Origin of the sequence: Paenibacillus sp. FSL R7-0210, assembly GCF_038009085.1 — a bacterium.
Lineage (GTDB): Bacteria > Bacillota > Bacilli > Paenibacillales > Paenibacillaceae > Paenibacillus_AQ > Paenibacillus_AQ silagei.
This window is the reverse complement of the sequence record NZ_JBBPAR010000001.1, coordinates 1,466,906-1,490,793: the sequence shown is the minus strand read 5'-3', so window position 1 is coordinate 1,490,793 and position 23,888 is coordinate 1,466,906. Positions and strand designations below refer to the sequence as shown.

25 protein-coding genes, 1 riboswitch and 1 other annotated feature are annotated in these 23,888 nt (G+C 52.0%); of the genes, 8 read left to right on the top strand and 17 right to left on the bottom strand.

What is annotated here, in order from left to right; genetic code table 11:
* Positions 1 to 168: 168 nt before the first annotated feature.
* The 13 genes from MKY64_RS06330 to MKY64_RS06270 form a co-directional block, all read right to left on the bottom strand.
* Positions 169 to 444 (bottom strand): stage VI sporulation protein F, encoded by a 276-nt coding sequence (locus tag MKY64_RS06330; RefSeq protein ID WP_036698146.1) that lies wholly within the window; start codon positions 442 to 444, stop codon positions 169 to 171.
* 67 nt (positions 445 to 511) lie between these two features.
* On the bottom strand, positions 512 to 1,552 hold the full coding sequence (locus MKY64_RS06325; protein ID WP_340951648.1) for an NAD(P)H-dependent glycerol-3-phosphate dehydrogenase: 1,041 nt from the start codon (positions 1,550 to 1,552) through the stop codon (positions 512 to 514).
* Positions 1,545 to 2,162, bottom strand: coding sequence for a glycerol-3-phosphate 1-O-acyltransferase PlsY (plsY, locus tag MKY64_RS06320; RefSeq protein ID WP_036727324.1), 618 nt, complete (start codon positions 2,160 to 2,162; stop codon positions 1,545 to 1,547). The genes MKY64_RS06325 and plsY overlap by 8 nt, the downstream gene beginning before the upstream one ends.
* A gap of 12 nt (positions 2,163 to 2,174) precedes the next feature.
* The gene (gene der / locus MKY64_RS06315) at positions 2,175 to 3,500 is read right to left on the bottom strand and encodes a ribosome biogenesis GTPase Der (protein ID WP_036727327.1); all 1,326 of its coding nucleotides are present in this window, start codon (positions 3,498 to 3,500) and stop codon (positions 2,175 to 2,177) included.
* Between the two features lie 175 nt (positions 3,501 to 3,675).
* Complete coding sequence (gene rpsA, locus MKY64_RS06310) at positions 3,676 to 5,004, bottom strand: 30S ribosomal protein S1 (RefSeq protein WP_076079166.1); 1,329 nt, start codon at positions 5,002 to 5,004, stop codon at positions 3,676 to 3,678.
* 174 nt (positions 5,005 to 5,178) lie between these two features.
* Entirely contained in the window at positions 5,179 to 5,766 is a 588-nt protein-coding gene (locus tag MKY64_RS06305; protein ID WP_036727329.1) for a lysophospholipid acyltransferase family protein, read from the bottom strand.
* Positions 5,763 to 6,473 carry a (d)CMP kinase gene (gene cmk, locus MKY64_RS06300; RefSeq protein WP_036727330.1) on the bottom strand — a complete coding sequence of 237 codons (711 nt, stop codon included), beginning with the start codon at positions 6,471 to 6,473 and terminating at the stop codon, positions 5,763 to 5,765. The genes MKY64_RS06305 and cmk overlap by 4 nt, the downstream gene beginning before the upstream one ends.
* Positions 6,474 to 6,684: 211 nt before the next feature.
* Complete coding sequence (locus MKY64_RS06295; RefSeq protein WP_340951645.1) at positions 6,685 to 7,338, bottom strand: flagellar brake protein; 654 nt, start codon at positions 7,336 to 7,338, stop codon at positions 6,685 to 6,687.
* A gap of 212 nt (positions 7,339 to 7,550) precedes the next feature.
* On the bottom strand, positions 7,551 to 8,909 hold the full coding sequence (ypeB, locus tag MKY64_RS06290; RefSeq protein WP_036727334.1) for a germination protein YpeB: 1,359 nt from the start codon (positions 8,907 to 8,909) through the stop codon (positions 7,551 to 7,553).
* 87 nt (positions 8,910 to 8,996) lie between these two features.
* Positions 8,997 to 9,143, bottom strand: coding sequence for a hypothetical protein (locus tag MKY64_RS06285; RefSeq protein WP_179090427.1), 147 nt, complete (start codon positions 9,141 to 9,143; stop codon positions 8,997 to 8,999).
* Between the two features lie 78 nt (positions 9,144 to 9,221).
* Entirely contained in the window at positions 9,222 to 9,917 is a 696-nt protein-coding gene (prsW, locus tag MKY64_RS06280) for a glutamic-type intramembrane protease PrsW (protein WP_036727336.1), read from the bottom strand.
* A gap of 76 nt (positions 9,918 to 9,993) precedes the next feature.
* A complete protein-coding gene (locus tag MKY64_RS06275) occupies positions 9,994 to 10,608 on the bottom strand; it encodes a genetic competence negative regulator (protein WP_036698160.1) in 615 nt (204 codons plus the stop codon).
* 231 nt (positions 10,609 to 10,839) lie between these two features.
* On the bottom strand, positions 10,840 to 11,226 hold the full coding sequence (locus MKY64_RS06270) for a hypothetical protein (RefSeq protein ID WP_339249358.1): 387 nt from the start codon (positions 11,224 to 11,226) through the stop codon (positions 10,840 to 10,842).
* A gap of 94 nt (positions 11,227 to 11,320) precedes the next feature.
* Between MKY64_RS06270 and MKY64_RS06265 the strand changes: the two genes are divergently transcribed.
* On the top strand, positions 11,321 to 12,193 hold the full coding sequence (locus tag MKY64_RS06265) for a polysaccharide deacetylase family protein (RefSeq protein ID WP_445671692.1): 873 nt from the start codon (positions 11,321 to 11,323) through the stop codon (positions 12,191 to 12,193).
* Between the two features lie 61 nt (positions 12,194 to 12,254).
* Here the strand turns inward: MKY64_RS06265 and MKY64_RS06260 are convergent, their stop codons facing one another.
* From MKY64_RS06260 to MKY64_RS06250, 3 genes are read right to left on the bottom strand one after another with little or no spacing between them, the layout of a single operon-like run.
* Complete coding sequence (locus tag MKY64_RS06260) at positions 12,255 to 13,127, bottom strand: metallophosphoesterase (RefSeq protein WP_340951640.1); 873 nt, start codon at positions 13,125 to 13,127, stop codon at positions 12,255 to 12,257.
* Positions 13,118 to 13,495, bottom strand: a complete 378-nt coding sequence (locus tag MKY64_RS06255) for a hypothetical protein (protein ID WP_340951639.1) — start codon at positions 13,493 to 13,495, stop codon at positions 13,118 to 13,120. The genes MKY64_RS06260 and MKY64_RS06255 overlap by 10 nt, the downstream gene beginning before the upstream one ends.
* Positions 13,492 to 14,085, bottom strand: coding sequence for a CPBP family intramembrane glutamic endopeptidase (locus MKY64_RS06250; protein ID WP_036698166.1), 594 nt, complete (start codon positions 14,083 to 14,085; stop codon positions 13,492 to 13,494). Before MKY64_RS06250 ends, MKY64_RS06255 begins: the two co-directional genes overlap by 4 nt.
* A 67-nt stretch (positions 14,086 to 14,152) precedes the next feature.
* Here MKY64_RS06250 and MKY64_RS06245 point away from each other — a divergent pair, with 67 nt between their 5' ends.
* Together MKY64_RS06245 and serA are read left to right on the top strand one after the other, a co-directional pair.
* Positions 14,153 to 15,058 carry a hypothetical protein gene (locus MKY64_RS06245; RefSeq protein WP_340951637.1) on the top strand — a complete coding sequence of 302 codons (906 nt, stop codon included), beginning with the start codon at positions 14,153 to 14,155 and terminating at the stop codon, positions 15,056 to 15,058.
* A gap of 113 nt (positions 15,059 to 15,171) precedes the next feature.
* Positions 15,172 to 15,399 (top strand) — a binding site (T-box leader).
* A gap of 210 nt (positions 15,400 to 15,609) precedes the next feature.
* Complete coding sequence (serA, locus tag MKY64_RS06240; RefSeq protein ID WP_036727344.1) at positions 15,610 to 17,202, top strand: phosphoglycerate dehydrogenase; 1,593 nt, start codon at positions 15,610 to 15,612, stop codon at positions 17,200 to 17,202.
* A gap of 81 nt (positions 17,203 to 17,283) precedes the next feature.
* Here the strand turns inward: serA and MKY64_RS06235 are convergent, their stop codons facing one another.
* Positions 17,284 to 18,126 (bottom strand): SDR family NAD(P)-dependent oxidoreductase, encoded by an 843-nt coding sequence (locus MKY64_RS06235; protein WP_340951635.1) that lies wholly within the window; start codon positions 18,124 to 18,126, stop codon positions 17,284 to 17,286.
* Positions 18,127 to 18,260: 134 nt separating this feature from the next.
* Between MKY64_RS06235 and MKY64_RS06230 the strand changes: the two genes are divergently transcribed.
* From MKY64_RS06230 to MKY64_RS06210, 5 genes are all read left to right on the top strand, one after another.
* Positions 18,261 to 19,214 carry a helix-turn-helix transcriptional regulator gene (locus MKY64_RS06230; protein ID WP_340951632.1) on the top strand — a complete coding sequence of 318 codons (954 nt, stop codon included), beginning with the start codon at positions 18,261 to 18,263 and terminating at the stop codon, positions 19,212 to 19,214.
* A gap of 73 nt (positions 19,215 to 19,287) precedes the next feature.
* The gene (locus MKY64_RS06225) at positions 19,288 to 20,538 is read left to right on the top strand and encodes a methyl-accepting chemotaxis protein (protein WP_340951629.1); all 1,251 of its coding nucleotides are present in this window, start codon (positions 19,288 to 19,290) and stop codon (positions 20,536 to 20,538) included.
* A 501-nt stretch (positions 20,539 to 21,039) separates the two neighbouring features.
* Positions 21,040 to 21,136, top strand: a riboswitch (cyclic di-GMP riboswitch).
* Between the two features lie 146 nt (positions 21,137 to 21,282).
* Positions 21,283 to 22,896: a thiamine pyrophosphate-binding protein gene (locus MKY64_RS06220; RefSeq protein ID WP_235191948.1), complete on the top strand. Its 1,614-nt coding sequence runs from the start codon at positions 21,283 to 21,285 to the stop codon at positions 22,894 to 22,896.
* Between the two features lie 47 nt (positions 22,897 to 22,943).
* Positions 22,944 to 23,324 (top strand): carboxymuconolactone decarboxylase family protein, encoded by a 381-nt coding sequence (locus MKY64_RS06215; RefSeq protein ID WP_340951627.1) that lies wholly within the window; start codon positions 22,944 to 22,946, stop codon positions 23,322 to 23,324.
* Positions 23,325 to 23,476: 152 nt separating this feature from the next.
* Positions 23,477 to 23,827 (top strand): hypothetical protein, encoded by a 351-nt coding sequence (locus tag MKY64_RS06210; protein ID WP_340951626.1) that lies wholly within the window; start codon positions 23,477 to 23,479, stop codon positions 23,825 to 23,827.
* Positions 23,828 to 23,888: the final 61 nt, after the last annotated feature.

The following is a 23,888-nucleotide window of genomic DNA, read 5'->3' as shown; positions in this document are numbered from 1 at the left end:
ATTGCGACTATTATAGCGTGAAATCCGTCATTTTTTAAGTATTAATTTACAGATTAGCCCCTGGCGATGGAAAAAAGGGCATCAACCACGGAATCAGCTTACCTTCCGGAGTTATGCCCAGTCTGAAAAGGAGCCATCCCGGCAGGAATGGCTTACTTCACGGATATGCTATTTTTTCAGCATCATTTTCATTAAAGACTCCATCGTACCGGAACCGGCGCCGCCTTTTTTAACAGCATTGACGATCTCCTGCACTGTAGCCTCGCTGACCGGCACTTTAGCCATAGCTGATACCTGTTTAATTAACTGGCGGAGCTGGGCTTCATTCTGTGTGGTGCCCGGCTTAACCGTACCGGCCAGCTTTTTGATGGCACCTTCCGAAATGTTTTTGCCCGTCTTCTTGTTGATGGCGTTCAAAGCATCCTTGGAAAAATCTCTGCTCACTGTTCATCCCTCCTCCGTCAATCCCCATTAACAACATATGAGATATTCCGGCAAAAGGTGAACGTGATCAGGAATGCCACTGCTCCCAGGTCTCCTGGGAGATGGCCTCCATCTCTGTCTTACGGTCACGGCCCATCAGGGCTTCCACCGCATTACGCGGTGTTCTGCCCTTGAACAGCACATGATAAATCTGGTCGGTGATGGGCATCTGTACGCCCAGCTTCAGCGAGATCGCATAAGCCACCTCCGTCGTCCGGATGCCTTCGACAACCATCCCCATCGAGTCCAGCACCTCATTCAGCGGCTGGCCCTGGCCCAGCATGGAGCCGGCGCGCCAGTTGCGGCTGTGCTGGCTTGTTGCCGTCACGACCAGGTCACCAAGTCCGGCAAGGCCGGAGAAGGTTAAGGGATTCGCACCCATCTCTACCCCGACCCGGGAGATCTCGGCCAGGCCGCGGGTAAGCAGTGCCGCCTTCGCATTATCCCCGAACCCCAGCCCGTCGGACAGCCCCGCACCCAGCGCGATAATATTCTTCAGTGCACCAGCCAGCTCTACCCCTAGCTGATCCCTGTTGGTATACACACGGAAGTCGTTGTTAATGAACAGCCCCTGCGCCGCCTTGGCACGGCTCTCATCCGGTGAAGCCACGACGACCGTGGTCGGACAGAGCCGTACCACTTCTTCAGCATGGCTCGGCCCGGAGAGCACCACAATATCGCCTTCGCTGCAGCCCAGCTCTTCCGAGATCACTGTAGACATCCGCTTCATGGTCTCGGTCTCAAAGCCCTTGGTGGCGTGAATGCAGAGCATATCTTCCTTCCAGAACGGCTTAAGGCTATGCGCCACCTGGCGCACTCCGGAAGAAGGCGCCACAATGACTACCGCCTTCGAACCGGAGACGGCAGTCTCCATGTCCGTGGTGGCAATAATATTTCCAGGGAGCTTAACCCCCGGCAGGAAATGATGATTCGTATGTGCTTCGTTAATCTCGGCAGCCTGCTCAGGCTTTCGCGTCCACAGATAAACCCCCGAGTGGTTAGCCGCCAGCACAGTAGCCAGCGCAGTTCCCCAACTGCCCGCGACCAGCACGGTTACTTTATCAGACAACGCGATTCCCCTCCTTGGCTTTGGAGCCGATTTTGTTCTCACGGCCCTGCGAGATCTTCACGATGTTGCTGCGGTGACGCCAGAAGGCGAACACTACAATGACCAGGCTTCCCCATAGCTCCGGGGTCGTATGCTCCGTGAACAGCAGACACACTGGAGTCAGAGCCACAAAGATCAGCGAGCCCAGCGAGACATACCGTGTAAGTATAATAGCGAGAATGGCAATCGCCCCGGCAATCAGTGCAGGCCAGAATACCAGTGTAGCCATCACTCCAATCGTCGTTGCAATCCCTTTTCCCCCGCGAAAGTGAAAATAGACCGGCCAGTTATGCCCGATGATGGCAGCCAGTCCGCAGACCACTGCGACCCAGCTCCCCCATCCCCCGGCCCATGTGCCAAGCCAGACTGCGGCAATTCCCTTCAGTACGTCCAGAAACAGCACCAGTATGGCCGGTCCCTTCCCCATCACACGCAGTGTATTGGTCGCTCCCGCATTGCCGCTTCCATATTGGCGGATATCAATCCCCTTAAGCAGCCGGGCGAGCAGTACACTGAAGCTGATGGAGCCAAGCAGATAGCTTATAACGATAACCAGAAGTTCAAACGCCACTACTCTTCTCCCCTAACCTTCGTTCTCGGATTTGCGCCGTGTAAAGAGGCGGATCGGTGTACCCTCGAAATTGAACGCTGCACGCAGCTTGTTCTCCAGGTAACGTTCGTAGGAGAAGTGCATCAGCGAAGGATCATTGACGAATACCACGATGGTCGGCGGCTTCGTTGCCACCTGGGTGACATAGTTAATGCGCAGACGGCGGCCTTTGTCCGTAGGCGGAGGATTAATCGCCACGGCATCCGATACCACATCATTCACCAGATGGGTAGTAATCCGCAGGGCGTGCTGTTGGGCGACATGCTGCACGACAGGCAGCAGCTTCTGCAGACGCTGTTTCGTAAGCGCAGACAGAAATACCACTGGAGCATAGCTCATGAACAGGAAGTGATCGCGGATGTTGCGTTCAAAGTTCTGCATCGTCTTGTCGTCTTTCTCAATGGCATCCCATTTGTTGACAACAAAGACCGAAGCCTTGCCCGCATCATGGGCATACCCGGCAATATGCTTGTCCTGGTCGATGATGCCTTCTTCCCCGTTGATTACAACGAGTACAACATCAGCACGCTCAATCGCCTTCATGGCTCTCATTACACTGTATTTTTCCGTGTTCTCATAGACCTTGCCGCGTTTGCGCATGCCCGCTGTATCGATCAGCACATAACGCTGGCCATCCCGTTCGAACGGCGTATCAATCGCATCGCGTGTAGTCCCCGCAATATCACTGACAATAACGCGTTCTTCGCCCAGAATGGCATTAACCAGTGAGGATTTACCCACATTCGGACGTCCGATCAAGGCTACACGGATGACATCTTCATCATATTCCTCATCCACTTTATCCGGAAGACGTTCAACAACCGCGTCCAGCAGATCGCCGATTCCGGTTCCGTGACTTCCTGAAATGCCGATCGGATCACCGATTCCAAGGGTGTAAAATTCATAAATATCTTCGGTGCGCTTCATGTTATCCACTTTGTTGATAGCCAGAACGATCGGCTTGCCGGAACGGAACAGAATCTGCGCCACTTCCTCATCCGAACTCGTGAGTCCGCTCTTCGCCTCGCACATGAAGACGATCACATCCGCTTCCTCAATCGCCAGCTCCGCCTGAACACGGATGGATTTCAGAATCGCGTCTTCTCCGTCAATCTCAATCCCGCCAGTATCAATGACACTGAAGGATTTGCCGTTCCAGTCGGAGACTCCATATATCCGGTCACGTGTAATCCCCGGTTTATCTTCTACGATGGCCAGTCTATCGCCAATCAGCCGGTTAAAGATCGTCGACTTTCCGACGTTAGGCCTGCCGACAATGGCCACTACGGGTCTTGCCATATTCATTCCTCCTGTCTTCCTTACGTTACTCATCATAGCAAAAAACATTCCAATTGGCTAACCGTCTTACCCATGTATTGCCACTATCCTGTATGCCCTGGAACAGACAATCGGCGAACCCTCTGATCGAGGGCTCGCCGATTACTTTACCCGTTATGATGAGATAACAAAGGGATTAGTTGTTACCCTTGAATTTGTCCAGCTTGTCGCCGAAACGTTCAGCCAGTGTGAAGCTGAGGCCTTCGTTGCTGAGCGATACGTTAGGATTGTTCAGCACTTCCTTAGGCGCTCTGTCTCTGCTGTTGCTGCGTTCTGGTCTGGCCGAAGGAGCCGGAGCTTCTTCAGTTTCCTTGATGCTCAGGCTGACGCGCTTCTCGGATGGGTTGAAGTCAAGCACTTTCACTTGTACTTCCTGTCCTTCCTTGAGCACTTCATGCGGAGTGCCAATGTGCTTGTGGGAGATCTGGGAGATATGCACAAGGCCTTCAACGCCTGGCAGCAGTTCAACGAATGCGCCGAAGTTCACAAGGCGCTTAACTTCGCCTGTAACTACATCGCCGATGTTGATCTTGCCTGCTGCGGAATCCCAAGGACCTGGAGCAGCTGCTTTGATGCTGAGGCTGATTTTGCCCTTTTCAGGATCAACCTTAAGTACTTTCACGCGAACCTTGTCGCCTTCGGATACTACATCGGATGGCTTCTCTACGTGGTTCCAAGCAATCTCGGATACGTGAACCAGTCCGTCTACGCCGCCAACATCAACGAATGCGCCGAATTGAGTCAGGCGTTGAACCGTACCTTCGATGATTTGGCCTTCAGACAGCTCAGCCATAATCTTCTGCTTGTTAGCTTCGAATTCTTCCTCCAGAACTTCTTTGGCGGAGAGAATTACCTTGCTGTTCTCACGGTCAAGCTCTTTCACTTTGACACGCAGTGTGCGGCCCTTGTAGTCGCTGAAATCTTCAACGAAGTGACGCTCAACCATGGAAGCCGGGATGAAGCCGCGTGCGCCAACGTCAGCCACAAGGCCGCCTTTGACAACATCAGCTACAGTAACTTCGAAGGATTCCTGGGAAGCGAAATACTTCTCCAGATCTTCCCATGATTTCTCGCTGTCGATGGCACGCTTGGAAAGCACCAGGCTCTCCTTGTTGTCGTTGATGCTGACAACCTTGCATTCCACTTCCTGGCCGACTTCTACCGCTGCTGCGGCATTGTCCAGCTGAACGGAAGACAATTCGCGAATAGGAATAACGCCGTCGTATTTATATCCAATGCTTACATAAGCTTGGTTATCTTCAATTTTGACGATTGTTCCTTTCACGGTATCGCCTTTTTTCAGAGAAATGATTTCCAGACCTTCCTGGCTTGTCACTTCTTCTTCATTGCTGGCAACAACTTCTGCAGATTCGGTAACAGCGGATTCTACAGTTTCTGCCTTATCTACGGTCTCGTTATTCTCAACGTTATCCGCAGCTTCTTGATTCTTGATTTCTTCAGACATGTGATTACCCTCCTCGATTCAAAACCCCATTTATTTAAACCCGCGTAGAGCAGGGTTCAAAACAATCATTGCTTCGTTAAACCATTTCACTTTGCTGATTAGTATGTTCCAAAAAATAGCGGTTATGCTGTAATTTATAAGCTATTCACAGAAACAGAAAATTGACTCCCGGACTTACCGCGAACTGGGCTTGCCGGTACTGATCATTTCATGGATGCGTCCCATAATAACATCGGTTACAGCGTCCAGAGAATCACTTCCCGCACCTTCAAATGCGCTGAGGTCTATGGGCGCCCCATATACAACAGTCATCCGGCGGAACGGCTTGTAGGACCCGATAATGGCTGCCGGCACAACGGCTGCGCCGCTGCGGAGCGCGAAGCTTGCCGCACCCTTCTTGGCTGAACCTGAATCGGAGTTCCGCGTCCCTTCCGGGAAGATGCCCATCACATGTCCGCTGCGAAGCGTATTGAGGGACGTCTTAATGGATTCTTTGCTTACGCCGCCACGCTTGACAGGAAATGCGCCCAATTGCTTAATGAGCCAGCCCAGCACCGGAACATTGAACAATTCCGCCTTGGCCATATATCTTACCTGTCGCTTCAGCTTAATGCCGATCGTCATGGGATCAAGCAGGCTGATGTGATTCGCGCAGAGCAGAACTCCACCCTCCTTCGGCACATTCTCTCTTCCCACAATCTTGAGCGGGAACAGAATGGCATAAATCATACGAAGCAAGGCCACGCAAAATGCATAAATCATAGATGATTTCTCTCCCCGTTAACATAGGTTCTGCAGTGGGAGACGATGGCTTCCACGGCCTGAAGGATATCCATATGCGTCGTATCCAGAAGAATAGCATCCTCGGCACGGCACAGCGGTGAAATCTCCCGGCCTTCATCAAGCCGGTCCCGCGCTGCAATATCATGTTCAAGCTGCTGGAGAGTCACTGTTTCCGTATCCTTCAGTTCCTTGTAACGACGGAGAGCACGCTCCTCCACACTTGCCGTCATGAAAATCTTCACTTCGGCATCCGGCAGTACGGTTGTACCGATATCCCGGCCATCCATCACGACTCCCTTGCGGAGCGCCATCTGACGCTGCAAGTGACTCAGTCTGGATCTAACACCCTCAATCTTCGAATACTGCGACACCTGGCCGCTGACCTGAAGACTGCGGATATGCGGGGTCATGTCTTCCCCATTAATCAGCACTTTCTGCACATCTTTCTCAGGCAGAAGCTCAATCGCCATATTCTGGACCTTCCGGTCCACCAGCTCATGATTCTCTGCAGCTATGCCTTCACGAAGCATATACCAGGTGATTGCCCGGTACATGGCACCCGTGTCTACATAAATGTAAGACAGCTCCCGTGCTACCAATCGGGCTACAGTGCTCTTGCCTGCCCCGGCAGGTCCGTCGATGGCGACGTTAATTCGGTCGTTAGTATGTGTATCCTGCCTGTCCAACGGGGCATTCCTCCTCAAACACTCTTCCGCAGAAATACGCATATCGACATATCTCTCTAGGAACTTGCTGATATTCTCAAGAAAAAAGCAGGCATTGCCTGCGACTTATAAAATTATACCACAGTTTGAACCCCAGTGCAAAATGACATTGAGGTTTTTTAGGGAGAAAAAAGCTGATTCAGGGCCCTCTTGAAGATTCCTGCGCAGGGAATCAGCGGTTGCGGAAATCGAATTGGCGTTCAAAGCAGTACCGGATAATTTTTTGCCGCTCCGAATCGGAAATGGCCGAGAATTTAACCATGACCAGATTCCGTCCGGTCTCCAGCGGTTTGATCCGTACAATCTCGCCTTCGAAATTAACATGCTCCGTGCTTCCGTTGCGGTAGGAGACGAGCAGCCAGCAGGCCAGCTTGTCGGCCACCCCTAATGTAATTTTGGCATCGCTTAAGAATGATGTCCCGCCGCCGCCGATATCCTCGGTGCGCACCAGAAACCGGCTGCCCAGGGCATCCTTCACGGCCAGCTCCAGCTCGGCATTGACGCGGAAGAAGCTGCGGCGCTGAATTTTGAAGATGGACTCTACCGCAGGCTTGCGCAGCCGGACCATCCGGATGACATCTTCCTTGAAGCCGAGCACATGAGTATTGAAATAATTCTTAATGCCGCCCTCTGTGAGAAAATAGACCGACAGCTCGTCACCGATAAACAGCTTCTTAAGCCGGCCGTTACTCTCCTGCATGGGGATTTCTATCAGGATGCTCTCGTCCTCCATATCAGCAATCCTTGCCCGGTACTGGATCTCAGACTCTGCCGCATCGCTGGATGCGACCTGGAGGTATAGATATTCATTGATTTTGGGATACAAACCTGTCACCGCCGCTTGAGTTAGTAATAAATGCTAAACCGATTATAGCATGCCCTCTTGAGGCAGGTCAGAAATATTATTAGGCATTGAACGCCAACAGCCGCAACCGGCGTGCAGCCTATAGTTTCAGCATCAAAAAAAAGACGCCCTCCGTTTCCGGAAATGCGTCTTCTTTATAGAGCCGGTTTTAGCTGTCCCCATGGAAAGTCCGGCTATTTATCCTGTGCTCCCGAGGAGGTGCGGATCTGTTCCACCGCTTCCTCATTACCGTCTGCGGCATTCAGATAAATCCTGAACTGTGAGCCGTTGATTTTGCCCCCGAATTCATAGGTCAGCAGCTCCACCGCATCTTCATTCTCGATCCAGGCCAGCCGGTTATAGAGCTCCTTGAACTCCGGGTTAAGCATCGCTCTGGCTTCAGCCAGGGACAGCTTCGGCTTCGGCAGCACACGCTTCTCCTTATGCTCATTCACATAGTCGCTTGCCTGAAACCCTATAGCCTCCCCCGTATCCAGCCCGACACGAACCGTCATTTTCTCGGGATAGATAAGCACGCCGTCCTGGCTGCTGACAAAGGTCAGATTGCCCAGATTATCGTACCGGTCCGCACTGACTGCGGTCATGCCGGGATAGCCCTTCTTCTCCAGGAACTTACCCGCCTTCTCCACAGCCTGCTTCATGGATACTTTGGCCGGCCCTACCTCGCGGTTGTCGTTGTAAGAGATCAGCAGTCCGCCTTCCGCCGTGAAGTCCATCGAGACCGGCTCCTTATGGTCACTGGAAGTCACAGTGGCTGTATAAGAAGCCCACTCCGTTCCCTTCCCATTCTCCTGAATCTTCACCTGTGCCTTCCCGCCCAGCTCGGCGAACTTCATCGCCTTGCCCTTGATCTGGTCAGCCGTAACCGGCTTGCCGCCCAGCTTTTTCACCGACCGCTTATCATAGATACTTGCAACCGAAGGGCCGTAGTCCAGCTCCGGGTATGCCGCCACGCGTTTATCCACGGTTTTGAATCCGTCGATGATCGTGTTGTCTTCGGCCTTCTGCTCTGTAGCCAGTGCAGTCTCTACATCCATCCAGCGCAGCTTTTTGCCGATGACCTTGTCCTGAACCTTCTGCAGGTCCTTGGAGATTTCAGCCGAATTCTGGTAGAGCGTCTTCAGATTCGCCATCTCCCCCTCTGTCAGCGGCTTCTTCGTGAAGTCACGCACCGCAGCCTTGTAGGAGAAATTAGAGATCTTAGAGAGGAACTCCTCCGTCTCACTGAACGGCAGCAGCGTCAGCGGCAGCTGATTGATCTCGTTCTGCGCCTCGCTGGTAATCCGCCATACATTGACCAGTCCTTTGCGGTGCATTCCGTTAGAGGTAGTGTTCACCGCAAGCGTATTGCCAAGCTCACCGTGAAGCCGCTCCACATGGAAGGAGAGATCATGGAATGCGCGCTGATACTGATTCTCCGCTTTGATCAGAATCGAATTCTTCTCCTGATTCTCCTGATACCCCCAGACGAGCGCTCCAAGCAGCAAGAGTGCGGTAAGCGGGAACATTATGGCACTTAATCTTTTGTACATAGGTCCGCATAGCTCCTTTCAGTAGCTTATTGCCGTTAGTTTGACAATAACTGAGAAGACTTATGCACTTTTTCAAGAATCCGGTCTTTAGGCCCGTTCCTCAATCTCGAAGCCGCTTACACAGCTGCACAGACATTGCTTGAAGCCGGTCTGGACAACCCCCTGCTCCTTGTTCCCTCTTAATATGTAGGTTTCGCCGCACTGCTTGCAGACAATCCGAACTTTTACTCGCAAAAAAAGACACCTCTCTCTCCTTTCTGGAATTCCTTGCCTTAAGGAACTGCCCTGTAGGATTAAGTGTGTCCATCTCGATTATAGGTTAACCTCTTCCTCACGCTTCAAAAAGCGAAACGGGGAACGGCTGTTGGCCCGCGCTACCTTCCCCATGCCTCTATACCATAGGACCGCCATCAGGGGCACGATAAACCAAATCCAATAATTAGCCGTCGTCGCGAGCAGAAAATCATAGATTCCATGCCACAGCCAGGGCAGAAGCAATGAAATCAGCAGAATCTTACGGGTCTTGACCCCGCCGGAGAACTTGGCTCTGCCCATATGGTAGCCCATAATTACCCCGAACATGGCATGTCCGGAGACTGGAAGCAGCGCCCTTAGAATCATGGTGCCGATTGAAGCATTGCTGTACCATGCATACATTACATTCTCTATTGTTGCGAAGCCGAGCGAAATCGCTACGGCATATAGTATTCCATCATAGGGCTCGTCAAATTCGGTATGATTGTAAATCATATGGTACAGCACAAACCACTTCAGGGCCTCTTCCACCCCGGCTGAGATCAGAAAGGAATCCACATAAGGACCGCCGTCCAGCCCCAGCACCAGTCCCCTCTGGATAATCATCACAGGCAGCACGATCATCAGGCCAAGCAGGAACACCTTAAGCACCATATGGAGCGGTTCCTGATCATACTTGTCTTTCAGATAGAAAAAAGTCAGCAGCGCAAGTCCCGGTGCAACTGCTGACGAAATGACCGATAACAAAAGCACCGAATACCCTCCCTTGCGCTAATACCTAATCTCTGCTGAAGCCGTTATGGCCGGACTGCTACCTACCCACTATCTCTTATTCCTGGCGTTTGAAATGATTGCACAGCGTCTGAATCGCATTCTCCGCCATAACCGTCTTGCCGTATTCGGCCAGAACAGCCTGAGTGACCGGAGAGGAATCTCCGAATTCAGCGAGCACGCCTACCAGCCCTGACAGCGCAGCCTCTTCAAATTCCTTCGGATCGAAGTAGAGGTACCATTTATCATTATAAGAATACAGTTGTCCTTGAGAAGTAATATTGCCGATGAGCACATGAGCCGCTTCCACCAGAACCTCGAAATCGCGGAATGCATATACAATGGAGTCGCTTTGTTCAAGAGTAACTTCCATTTCATAAATCTCTTCAGGCAATTCGTCTTCCCCGGCCCCACCGTACTGATGGTGATCATATTTCCCCCGGGTCACAATAACGACCATGCCTTGCGCGGGCAATGCGAACACTTCCACGGCAAGCGGACCCGTAGCGTCAAAACCAAGCTCGCTGTACGCCTGATCCATCATTTCCGTAAAGAGGTCGTGCACCTTGGGAACCTCCTGCCACATGTCTTCCTTCTGGATGCCCCGCTCGCTCAGGTCGTCAAAAGTGAGGAAAATCCGTATCTTATCTTGACTTAATCGCTCTATTCTCATGACAGGATCCTCCTTTTGCAAGCTCATTTAATATTAATGTATGATGAGTCCCGAGTAATGAGCCAAAAATGGTTACTATGTATGTATGTTATCATTTTGAAGCTACAAATGCACGTAAATAAATATAGATTCAGCCCAATTTGCTGCCCATTATATGTAAAGCCGTATTAAAAAAGAATCACTTCAGCGATGCCTGCATCGCCAAAATGATTCTGCAGCGGTTAAATCCGGTTACAAACCCGGTATGGCGGTATGAGTATCTTTGAGAATCTGCTCGACTTCATGCTTCACATCAGGGTTGCTGCGGATGAAATCCTTCAGCATGTTCAGATTTGATTCTTTGGACTTTAACGGGGAATCCTCTTTATGATCGCCACCGCTATGATCGCCACCGCCGGATACATGAGAGCCTGAGTGTTCATGACTGCTGCCCGCTGCCGTGCTGCCGAAGCCAGTCATGGCCATCCCCATAATTTTGTCCTTGGCCTTGTCACCCGCATTATAGGAAGAACCGTTCGAGTGCAGTAAGGCAGACATCATGGCGCTGCGTTTTTTGGACATAATCATACTGGCGGCTGCACCAATCAGCACCCCGCACAGAAATGACGAAGTATTCATATCTCCAACCTCCTTGTATGGTAAAATCATGCTTAGTGTTCGCGGAAAGGTAGCCGCTCATACAGCCAAACAACAAGAAAGCGAGATGAAAAAAGTGGGTAAAGCAACAATAACGCTGCTTTTGGCGGCTTGTCTGCTGTCAGCTTGCAGCAACAGTGGAAATACAGGCAGCCAGGCGGCGGAGAAGACGCCACAGCCTGCGGCAGCAACAGAGGCGGCGGAGACAGCCGCATCTCCTGCACCTGAGGTAACAGCCTCAGCTGCACCTGAGGCAACTGCATCACCGGAGGCCACGCCTGCGGCAGCCAGCGATGCGCAGGTTCCGCTGCTGTATCATATGAACAAGAATTATGACATTGTCCCGAATGATCCGGCCACGAATACGAAGGTAGTCCTGCTGACCTTCGACGACGGGCCGAAGGAAGCGGAATTAATCAATCCGCTGATGGATACACTGGACAAGCACAAGGCCAAAGCGATCTTCTTCGTCAACGGGTACCGGGTGAAGGAGCATCCCGAGCTGCTGGAGCTGATCCACAAGCGGGGCGGCGTACTCGGCAACCATAGCTGGGATCACATCGTGCTGAAGGATAAGCCGGAAGCCGAAGTGAAGAAGCAGATTGAGGATGTTCAAAGAATCGTCAAGGAAATCACCGGTGAGACCCCTCACTTCTTCCGTCCGCCGCACGGTGCCGGCGGTGATGTAGGCAAAAAAATCGCCGCTGCAAACGGCATGCTCTATATGACCTGGTCCAATGGCTCCCTTGACTGGGAGATGAAGGCCAAGGATGCAGGCAAAACGGAGAAGCTGATCAAGAATGTAACCGATCAGCTGCATTCCGGCAGCAATATCCTGATGCATGAGCTGCCTTGGACGGTAGAGGCACTTGACACTCTGCTGACTACGCTTGAGGGCAAGGGCTACAGCTTTGTAGATCCGCGCAGCATTGAGCTGAAGATGCGCTAAGATCTGAATGAACAAGCAAAAACGGCTGCCCCGTTAGGAGGGCAGCCGTTTTTTGTCATGCTTATGGGTTCATCACATTGAATCTCTGCGATCCGGAATGCTGCTGTCCGCAGCGCAGGGTCAGCACATGCATCTCGGCCGGACTGCGCCAGCGCAGCGGCAGATGCGCCGTACCGAACCCCCGGCTGATCAGCATCTTCAGCGGCGGGAGACCCGCATTATAGCTCCGGGGGATCTCATACATCCCCGCATTATATCGGCGGTAGAACTCATCGGTATGCCGGTTCCCGATCAGGGGCAGTACAACCTGCCCTCCATGGGTATGCCCGGCCAGAATCAGGTCAGCCGGAATCTCCTGCTGCCGGGACAGCCAGAGCGGATCATGCACGAGGATGATCCGGAAGGCTTCCGCATCCGCCACAGCTGGCAGAGGCCCATAGGCCTTCTTGCCGCCTTGCCGCGGGAAATCCACCCCGGTCAGAATAAACTGCGCACCGTCCCGCTCAATGACGCAGTTCTCATCCACCAGCAGCCTGGCTCCGCTTCCCCGGATGATGTTATCCACCAGATTGATATTCGCCCTGTAATCATGATTCCCATGTACGGCATATACAGGCGCAACCGAAGCGGCCAGAGTCATATTGTTCAACAGGCGTTCTATGGAAGCGCCCTTCTCCGTCATATCACCGCCCAGGAAGACAGCGTCCACCTTCCCCCGCAGCGGGGTCAGCATCTCCTCCGGCAGACGGCGGCGGTGAATATCCGTAATGAGCAGTATCCGGTAGCCGTCGAACGCGGCAGGAAGCCGCTCCAGTACAATATCCTGATGATTCAACCGTTTTTTGAAGGCAGCAGCAACCATAAGGAGACCCATCCCCCCTGCTACCCCAAGACTCACACCTAATAGAATCAGGAGCACCGCAGTCAACTCCATAGGCTGCCCAGATCCGGCGCCCCGTTAATTCCCCACCACAGGAGGAAGCCCAGCAGCATCAGAAATACAACAATCAGCGAATTGATGAACATTTTGCTGAACCGGATTCTCTCTGACGGATAGCTCTCCGCACGCGAAGGAGTCTGCTCCCCTTCCTGCTGTGCCGCCTCACGCTCCGGCCTCCCGGAGGCCCTGCGCCCGGATAAGCGCTCCTTTCTGGACAGGGTCCCTGCCACCGGTACCGGACTTCCCGCACGCTCTTCTGCTGCCCCGGAAGCCGGCTGACGCTTGCCCGCTCTGGCCGGAGGATGTTGTTCTCTCTTCTGCTGTTTCTGGCGGGACCTTACCCGGCTTAATTGTTCTGTCATGATACCCTCCTGTAACGAATAACCATACCGGAGAACAAATCTATTAGGAAATGGCACAATATAGGTGCCCACAGACTGCCCGAATGGATGTAGATAAGTCCAAGACCATAGCTGCTGAGGAAGACCCAGCCCGTTGGAATCCAGTGCCGCAGATAACGGACATGAATAACGGCAAACAGTATACTCGTCCAGTACGGCCCGAGAGAATGCTGGATCGCTCCGCGGAAGAGCAGCTCCTCACACACCGCAACCACCGCCGAAATGACCACAATATGCCACAGCGGCCTTTTGCCGAACAGCAGTTCATTAATCCCCCCGTCATCCATGCTGTCTTCAGGAACAATATGGGTCAGCAGGAAGTCAACAGCAAGCATAATAACTGCAAGGCCAAGGCCCCAGTACACGAAATGTACACTATCCGGAAAATTTAATATGTGAATAGGATTTCTTTTCTGTAATAATATCCATATCAAACCGATAAATAAGGTAAGGCCCTGAGTAATGTACAGATTAATGAGTAACAGCTTGTCTGTTAACTGCTGTGGATCGGCCTTTTTAATTTTGATGTCACCCAATTTGAATTTTTTCATTATAACCTGCCTGTTCTATAAATGTTTTTACATAAGTTAATTTACCTATACGAAGGAGCACTTAATCATGAACAGCCGTACCTCCCGCACTCAAATGATGTACACACTAGGGTTTTTGTTTTTTCTAATATCCGCATTCGCTTCATTTTTCACGGGAGTCAAGGTTGGAGCTGACAAGACAGAGGCCAAGTATTCACAGCTGAAGGACCACCCGAGCGCCCAGGAATTCTCCGGCTCCTACCAGCAGCAGGATCTTGTCACCTTTTATCATAACGTATTTTTGCCTTACCGGGAATTCAAGCGCAATTGGAACGAACAGGTGGGCGTTCTTGCCCGCAGCACGGATGCACGCCAGAATGCGGCAACACTGAAGAATCTGAGTATTCTCGCGGACAAGCAGTATGATAAGGTAACCCAGGATTCGCTCTTCACCAATTCGCCGATGCTCTATGAATCCCAGCTCAATATTCTTAAGAGTCTCACACTCTTCTCCCAAGCCTCCAGTAAGGTGACTGCGGGAGCTTCCGGCGCCGAAGCCGCAAAAGTGCTGAGAAGCGACAACTTCACAACCAGTGCCGTGAGATTCGGGCTGCTCGCCCAGAAGAACTTCTATGATTCCATGCTGAAATGGGGGTCGAAGACCCACCCGTCCATTCCGCAGCAGTCCAGTGAGCTGAAGACACTCTCTTTCATTCAGTGGAAAAAAATGCCGCTCTTGCTCAAGAATGCTTCCATCGCCAATATCATGCTCAACCGCGGCATCTACGCCGGATATGATCCGCAGGATATCACTGCCAAGATTGATGACATGATCTATTCCGGGACCGCCAGCTCGCTGAAGCTGAATGATATCCAGTCCTCCGTCACCCTGCTCATCTCCACCGGTGCGGTGCAGGAGCAGGACTTCATCAAGTGGCGGGAACAATATTACGGTAAAGAGATCATGCCGCAGCTCCCTTTCTTCTACGAGTAGGACCAGTTATTGCATCATAACGAAATTTACGGTCCACTTCAAGGCGGACTCGCGCAGAAGAATCCTATTGACACACTTGGCATCACCATGTTACATTATGACAAATTAATCAAGAAAAACCGATGATGGAACAAAGATTACTTGCAGTCTTCAGAGAGCCGGTGGGTGGTGAGAACCGGTGGCGGACATTAATCTTTAGCGCTCCTGAGATATTGTATTGAACACAAGAGTAGATACAATCGGATCACTCCGTTACCAGTGTGGCCTTTGCAGGCCAATGAGGCTGCTTCTTAACCGTCGCAGTGAATTAGGGTGGTACCACGAGAACTCTCGTCCCTTACTACGGCAGTAGTATGGGGGTTGGGAGTTTTTTTATTGCCATCTACCCGTGAATCCGGTACTTCTGCATGCTGTTTCTTTTGTGCGACAGCGCGTTACCCCGTTGTCAAGCTGCTTATTACGCTCTTGTAAGTTCTGGTACTGCGGATTGCCTTACCCGGTGATCCTTGGCATATACAATAGCTTTCCCATTTGAAGGAGGACAAGAGACCATGTTTAAAGTATTAGTATCGGATCCGATCAGCGATTTGGGCATTCAGCAATTGATGGACGCAAGCGATGTGACTGTAGACAAGAAAACAGGACTAAGTGAAGATGAGCTAGTTGCAATCATTGGCGAATATGACGGCTTACTCGTTCGCAGCCAGACTACCGTGACGGACAAAATTATCGCCGCCGGTACTAATCTCAAGGTTATCGGCCGGGCCGGAGTCGGCGTGGACAACATCAAGCTGGAGTCCGCCACGCAGCGCGGTGTAGTCGTTATCAATGCTCCGGACGGCAATACCATTACGACCTGTGAACATGCTTTTGCCATGATGATGGCCTTGGCCCGTCATATTCCTCAAGCCTACGCGAAGACGATTTCCGGCGTATGGGACAGAAAAACCTTCCTCGGCGTAGAGCTGCGCGGCAAGACACTGGGCGTACTCGGCATGGGCCGGATCGGCAGCGAGGTGGCCAAGCGCGCCAAAGCCTTCGGCATGAGCATCCTGGCCTATGACCCGTTCCTGACAGCTGACCGTGCAGAGAAAATGGAAGTGAAGCTGGCTTCGGTAGACGACATTGTGCGCGGTGCAGACTTCATCACCGTTCACACACCGCTCACCCCGGAGACCCGCCACATGATCTCCCGTCCGCAATTCGAAGTGATGAAAAAAGGCATGCGCATCATCAACTGTGCCCGCGGCGGTGTCATCGATGAAATGGCGCTGGTAGAAGCGATTGACAGCGGTATTGTAGCCGGTGCTGCGTTCGACGTCTTCGAGAAGGAGCCGCCTGAAGCAGACCACCCGTTCCTTACACATCCGAAGATTATCGTGACTCCGCATCTGGGCGCTTCGACGATTGAAGCCCAGGAGAACGTAGCCATCGATGTATCCGAGCAGGTCCTTCATATCCTGCGCAACGAACCGTTCATCAACGCGGTGAACATTCCGCCGGTTGCACCTAGCGTGATGAACAAGCTGCAGCCGTACTTCACCCTCGGCGAGAAGCTGGGCAGCTTCGCTACGCAGATTACGGACGGAGCGATCCGCGAGATCCATGTGGAATATGCCGGTGATCTCTCGGATGTGGATACCCAGCCGCTTACCCGCTATGTCGTCAAAGGTGTGCTCACCCGCCACTTTGCCGGAGATGTGAACATCGTCAACTCGATGCATCTGGCGAAGACCCGTGATGTGAATGTAGTGGTGACCAAGGCTTCCAAAACCAAAGGCTTCACCAACCTCATCACGGTAACACTCAAGGCTGAGCATGATGAAGAGCGTCTGGTCGCCGGTACCCTGCTGCAGGGCTATGGCGAACGGATTGTTAAGGTCAACAAGTTCCCGGTCGATATTGCTCCGGAAGGCCATCAGGTTGTGATCTCGCATAATGACAAGCCGGGTATTATCGGACTCGTCGGCACCCTGCTTGGCGAGAACGGCGTCAATATCGCATCCATGCAGGTTGGCCGTACGATCATCGGCGGAGCTGCCATTATGCTACTGACCGTTGATAAGGGTGTGCCGAAGGAGGTCCTGGTGAAGCTGGCCGGACTGCCGGAGATCAACACCGCTGAGGAGATCATTCTGCTCTAATTCTTATTTCTTCACAATAAAACACTCTTCGGGAGTGCAGGCCCCAGGCCGCGCACTTCCAAAGAGTGTTTTTGCGTTATACTATGAAATCCGGTAGGCTGGCACCTGCCGGCCATCGGTGTCCGTAAAGCCATATTTCCGTGCCAGGTCCCCTACCTTCTGGGGAGTGCCAGTCATGGATATCACTTCAGGATCAGCAGCAAGCGCTGCAACTGCCCGTCCGATATAAGCGGTTGATTCAGTGGTCTGAAGCCCCTCCTCCTCCTGCCAGTGCTCCTCATCTGTGCCGAAGCTGTCCAGGACCAGCTCGGTCCGCATCCAGCCGGGAGAGACGGGAATCACCGCGATGCCATCCGCAGCCACCTCTAGGGATAATCCGTAGGCCATGCGCACCAGTGCATTTTTGGACAGATCATAATAGAAGTTCCCCGTGTACTTGTACTCGTCCCAGAAGGTTGTATGGACGATTAATTTACCCGCCCCCGCTCCTTCCCTGCGCATCAGGGGTACAGCATAATAATTAGTCATTAGCTGCGCCCTCACACCCGCAGTGAACATATGATCCCAATGCTGCACCGGCTGCTCCCAGAACGGTTCATTCTCGATAGGGAGAGTATTGCCGCCCCAGACGTTATTGACCAGAATATCCAGTCTGCCCTGCTCAGCGCTAATCTGCCGGATTACGGCCTCTGTCTCGCTGTCATTGGTATGATCACAGCGGATCACGGCTCCGTCCCCGCCTAAGCGGCGGATCTCAGCCAGCACCCCTTCAAGCGTTCTTGCCTGTCCCTCCTGCGGCATACCGGCATTCCTGCCCGTAATGTATACATAGACACCAGCCTTCGCCAGCTCCAGTGCAATGCCTCTGCCCGCTCCCCTGCTCCCGCCTGTTACCAATGCCACTTTCCCTTGCAGATTTGTCATTTGATCCGCTCCCTTTCATCTATCATGCCCGGATTAGATGATCATTTGCGCTAATCCGTACTCTTGTCTAATATATACCTTATACATGACAACCATTGACATATATAAATAATACATTCAAGGGAGGTTGCAGAATGAGAGCGGATCGCCTGATCACTATCGTTCAACTCTTACAGAGCCGCGGGAAAATCAGCTCCAAAGAGCTGGCGCAAACGCTGGAGGTATCCGAACGTACAATCTTCCGGGATATGGAGGCACTAAGCTTCTCCGGCATCCCCGTGCTGGCGGAGCGCGGCCGGGAAGGCGGCTGGAAGCTGGCTGAAGGCTACCGGAATTCCCTGACCGGAATGAACACCAAGGAGATTGCCGCGCTGCTGGTGCCCGCTGATCCGGCGATTCTGCACGCTCTGGGCATTCAGGAGGAGTTCTCCTCGGCCGCCCGCAAGCTGCAGGCCGTCGCTACCCGGCAGCCAGTCACCCCCTTCAGCTTCCTCAGCCAGCGGATTCACATCGACGGAGCCGGGTGGCATCCCTCCGGGGAGACCTATCCCTGCCTATCCGCTTTGCAGGGAGCCTTATGGGAGAACCGCAAGGTGAGCATCACCTATCTGCGCGGGGAGGACGCCGCCGAGCGGCTGGTTGCACCGCTGGGGCTGGTAGTCAAGCGCGGCGTCTGGTACTTGGTCGCGGGGCATGACAGCGAGCTGCGGACCTACAGGGTCTCCAGAATCACTGAGGCCAAAGTCACAGATGAGTCTTTTGAGCAGCCGGAGGATTTCCACCTGTCTGAGTACTGGGAGACCTCCACCGCCGCATTCAAGTCTGCCTTGCCCAGGTACCCCTCCAGCCTTCTTGTAAGAGAGCAAACGATGAAGGAGCTGCAGAAGGAGCGATACGTCGCCCTGTTGCACCAGGAGCCTGCTGAGGCCCCGGGCTGGATCAGGGCCGAGGCCGAGTTCAACACGCCGGAGTCTGCGTGCCGGATCATCCTGTCCCTGGGTCAGGGTATCAAGGTGACGGCACCGCCTGAGCTTGCGGATACGGTTGCTGCGGCTCTGCGTGAAGCGGCAGCATTATACGATTTTTAATAATAGACCAAATGCACTAGTATCCCCTATAATATTACAATACACATTATTATTTATAGGGGGACTTTACATTATGGACTGGATGAACAAGCTGCCGTTGAAACAAAAAATCGTCACCGGATGTTACCTGGTTGCCGCTTTATTCGCTGTCCCTGTCTTAATCACGCTAATCCTCATGGACAGGCTGTTCATCGGCATTATTCTTGTCGCCGTCCTGGCAGCGCTGACTTACCCGCTTGCGCGCTTCATTGAGAGAACGCTTACATCTTCATTTGAGGATATCTCCAATGTGACGCACACGATTGCCAAAGGCGACTTCACCAGCCGTGCCGATGAGAATGGCTCCATGGGCGACATCAGCCGCTCCTTCAACACCATGATTGACAAGCTCAAAAAAATCCTCACCGATGCCTCACAGATTACCCGTCAGGTTATGGACGCCAGCCGCGGGATTGAAGACAAGAATCAGAACCTGAAGTTTGTCATGGCGCAGGTGGCCTCCTCCTCCAATGAACTGGCCCTCGGTGCTAACGAAATCTCGGTGGATATCGCTGATATGACCGAATCGATCAAGGATATCGAAATCAAAGTCTCCAATTATACGAATTCCACCAAGGAAATGAATAAAAGGTCTGTACATACGCTGGAATTGGTAGAACAGGGACGGCAATCGGTGGATACCCAAGCCGAAGGCATGCGCAAGAACATCCAGGCTACCCAGAAGGTGGCGGATACTATCGAAGCCCTATCGCATAACGCACGAGGCATTACGATGATTACCAAGACGATTACCGAAATTGCTGAACAGACCAATCTGCTGTCGCTCAATGCTTCTATTGAAGCCGCCCGTGCAGGCGAGCATGGCCGCGGGTTCGCCGTTGTTGCCCAGGAGGTCCGCAAGCTGGCCGAGGAATCCACCGCTTCAACCAAAGAGGTGTTCGGTCTGGTACGCAGCATCGAAGCGGATATCAAGCAGGCTATCGATAACATCGCCATCAATGAAGAGGTAGTCCAGGTGCAGAATGAGATGATTACGGAGACAGCCAACATTTTTGCTCAAATTGTGCATAGTGTCCAATACATAACCGAGCAGATTGCCTCCTTTTCCGCAGAGAGTGACCTTATGCTGGAGAGCGCGCTCAAGATCTCCGGGGCGATCGAGAATATCTCAGCCATCACCCAGGAGACCGCCGCAGGGACGGAAGAGGTATCCGCAGCGATGAACGAACAGATTCATGCTCTTCAATCCGTAGCTGAGGAGACAGAGAAGATGACCTCCGCGGTCTTCAACCTGCAAAAAACGATTCATATTTTCAAATTTTAACCTCAGCACAAAGAGACACGCCTGCGGAATTTTCTGCGGGAGGTGTCTCTTTTTTTGGGCAAAACAAAGATTGTTATGTAATATTCACAAATTGTTGAAATTGTGCATAAGGGTAAAAACCGTGCTTTGCACTTCTTTACTATAGTCGTTCTATTGTCATAGCTTGTCTATAAGCTAACATCTCACATCACTATTACTTAAGTCCTATCACCGAAATTTGTAATGCTGTATATCTAGTGAATTCTTAATGTTTTGCAGTAAATCAGGAATGTAATGAGGCTTTATGCTCACTTCCCACATTAATCAACCTAAACGGCCATTTGCATTTTAAGACTTTAGTCTTCCAGGGACAACCATTTTCAAAAGTTTGAAAATCCAAATATTTAGCCATTTTCACTCCTGAATATTCGTCAAATTCCGAGTTTCTTCTCACAGGGGTTATTGACAAAAGCGGAGCAAGGAATATATTGTAAAGGAAAATTCTCCACAAATTCATTTATAACCGCATACCGGCAAAATTCACCGAAAGGGAATGACGCAAAGCCATGGATCTACAGTCTCATTTCTGAAGTGGGATCATGACAGCCAGGTTGCTGAAAAACTGTGAACGCCTTAGGTTTCGCGTTTGATTATGGTGATTCGTGCAACAGACCTGTGCTCCAATGGTGAGTACAGGTTTTCTATTGCTGACGTATACAAATAACAACTTGCGGGGTGGATGTTCTGAAGACAGTTGCAGATTATATGGCGGAAGCATTACACGATCTGGGAGTCACTCATTCTTTTGGAATCATAGGCAAGTCTATTTGCCCCATCGCTTTGAAAATGGTTGACTACGGTATAGAGTTCATCCCCGGCCGGCACGAATCCAGCTCCGGCTTCGCCGCCGGCGGTTATGCTCTGAAGACCGGCAGTCTCGGGGTAGCCTTCGGCACCTCCGGTCCGGGGGGAACGAATCTGCTCACCGCAGCAGCGCATGCCAAGGCCAATAATCTTCCCGTCCTCTTCATCACCGGACATCAGTCCATCAAGGAGCTGGGCATTCCCCAATGTCAGGATTCCACTTCCTACCTGGCTGATTTGGCGGATATGTTCCGGCCGGCTACCCTCTTCAGCAAGCTCGTTGAACGCGGCGATCACTTCAGCACGATTTTCAACCATGCCCTATCCATCGCCCTCGGTGACCAAAAAGGTCCGGTCCATCTCTGCATTCCGTTTGATGTGCAGACAGAGCGGCTCGCGGAATGCCGGATTGTTCTGCCGGAACGCGAGGGACTAGTCAGTTATCAGAACTATGACCGGGTCATCTCGGCGATTAATCAATCCGCTAGGCCGCTGATCATTGCCGGTAAAGGCGTCAACCGCTCAGGTGCCCATCAGGAACTGGTTCAGCTGGCCGAAACCTTCAACATTCCTGTAGTCACCTCTCCAGGCGGCAAAGGTGCAATAGCTTATGATCACCCGCTCTACCACGGTCCTGTCGGCGTTGGCGGCTCCTCGCACGGCGATGAATTGCTGAACAACAGCGACCTGTTCATTGTTCTGGGTTCCCGCCTGAGCGACATGACCATCTGCAACCTGAAGCCGGAGAATCATCCGCCGCAGCTGATCCAGTTCGATGTAGATCCAACCTTTGTCGGCAAAATACTGTCCTCATCCACCATCGCTGTCGGCGGGGACTTAAGGGACAACCTGGCACTGTATCTTCAGAAGCTGGACCCCTCTACGGTCACCAAGCATGAAATCACAATCTCCAATGCTTACAATGACGAGTTGCCCGTGCTGGCGGGGCTCTCTCTGGCTTCGGTAATGAGCACGATGAGCGACTTGATTCCTTACAACAGCAGCGTGTTTGTAGATGACGGCAGTCACGGGTTCAATGCTGTGAAATGGTTCAATGTCCGCAGGCCCGGCAGCTTCATATTCGATGCCTACTTTGCTTGCATGGGCAATTCAATTGGCATGGCGATCGGCGCCAAGACGGCTTCTCCCGGAGAGACTGTCTTCTGCATTACCGGTGACGGCTGTTTTATGATGCTCGGAACTGAAATAAACACAGCCGTTTGCAAGGACATTCCGGTGATTTTCATTGTGGTGAACAATAAGCAGCTGGATATGGCGCTTAAGGGTATGGAGAAAACGACCGGCCGGATTGACGGTACGATCTTCGAGGTTCCGATGGATGCCGTGAAATTCGCCGAATCGCTGGGTGCAGCCGGCTTCCGCTGCGAGACGCAGGAGGAGTTCGCTGCCGCAATCCGCGAAGCTGTGGCACTTAACAAGGCAGCTGTCATTGAGCTGCTGACTGACCGTGATGAAATGCCTCCTACGGCCCACCGCACGCTGGATCTTACGTAAGGAAGCCCTATCCGCACACCTCTAACCTACTATCAGGAGGACATATCGTGAACAAGAACATGAACAGCGGACTCGATCATTTCACTGATCTCTCAGGAGATTATGGGGCCAAGGCCCTGGCTCCGATCAAAGAGCATTTTCCGGAATTAGCCGAATATATCATGGGCAATGCCTATGGCGATATTTTTCAGCGGACCACGATTGGCTCTGACTGGAAGGAGATCGCAGTGATCTCATCTCTGATTACGATGGGGCAATATGAACAGCTGGGGGTTCATTATGTAATGGCGCTCCGCGTTGGCATGACCGTCGAGCAGATCAAGGGCGTGCTGCTGCATCTGACCCCTTGCGTCGGTGCTCCCCGGGTGATTTCGGCCTTTAATGTGCTGCTGGATACCCTGGAGGCGATCAAAGAAAAATCTTCATAATTCTACAAATTTCGACTTTTATGTTGCGTATTTCAGAATGATCTGGTTATAATGAAGGCAAAATATCCCAAATCAAATTGCGGTTTTGTCGAATAGAGTCGCAGGAATGATGTTTTGGAGGTATTGGAAATTTCACTTAGGGAGAGATCAACATGGGACAATTTATTTTGAAGACAGATACTGCGAAGAAAGTAATCAATATTGAGCTGGAGGGAACCTTCTCTAACGAGGACGGGCTCAAATCTATACAGGCTTACCAGCAGACTATTAACCCGATCAGCCCTGCTGAATATGCACTAGAGATCGACTGCCGCAAGCTGAATGTAACCGCTCCTGATGTTGTACCGCTGCTTGAAGGCTGCTTCATCATGTTCAAGGCTGACGGCTTCCAGAAAGTGAGTCTTACCCTGGAAAATAACCCGATCCTCAAAATGCAGCTGGCACGCCTGGGCCGCAAAGCAGGACTTGAGAATCTGGAGATCACTTCAACCGCACAAGCTTAATAAATACAATTTAAACCTAAATCAGCCGCTTGAAACGCACATGTTCATTCATTAAACCGGC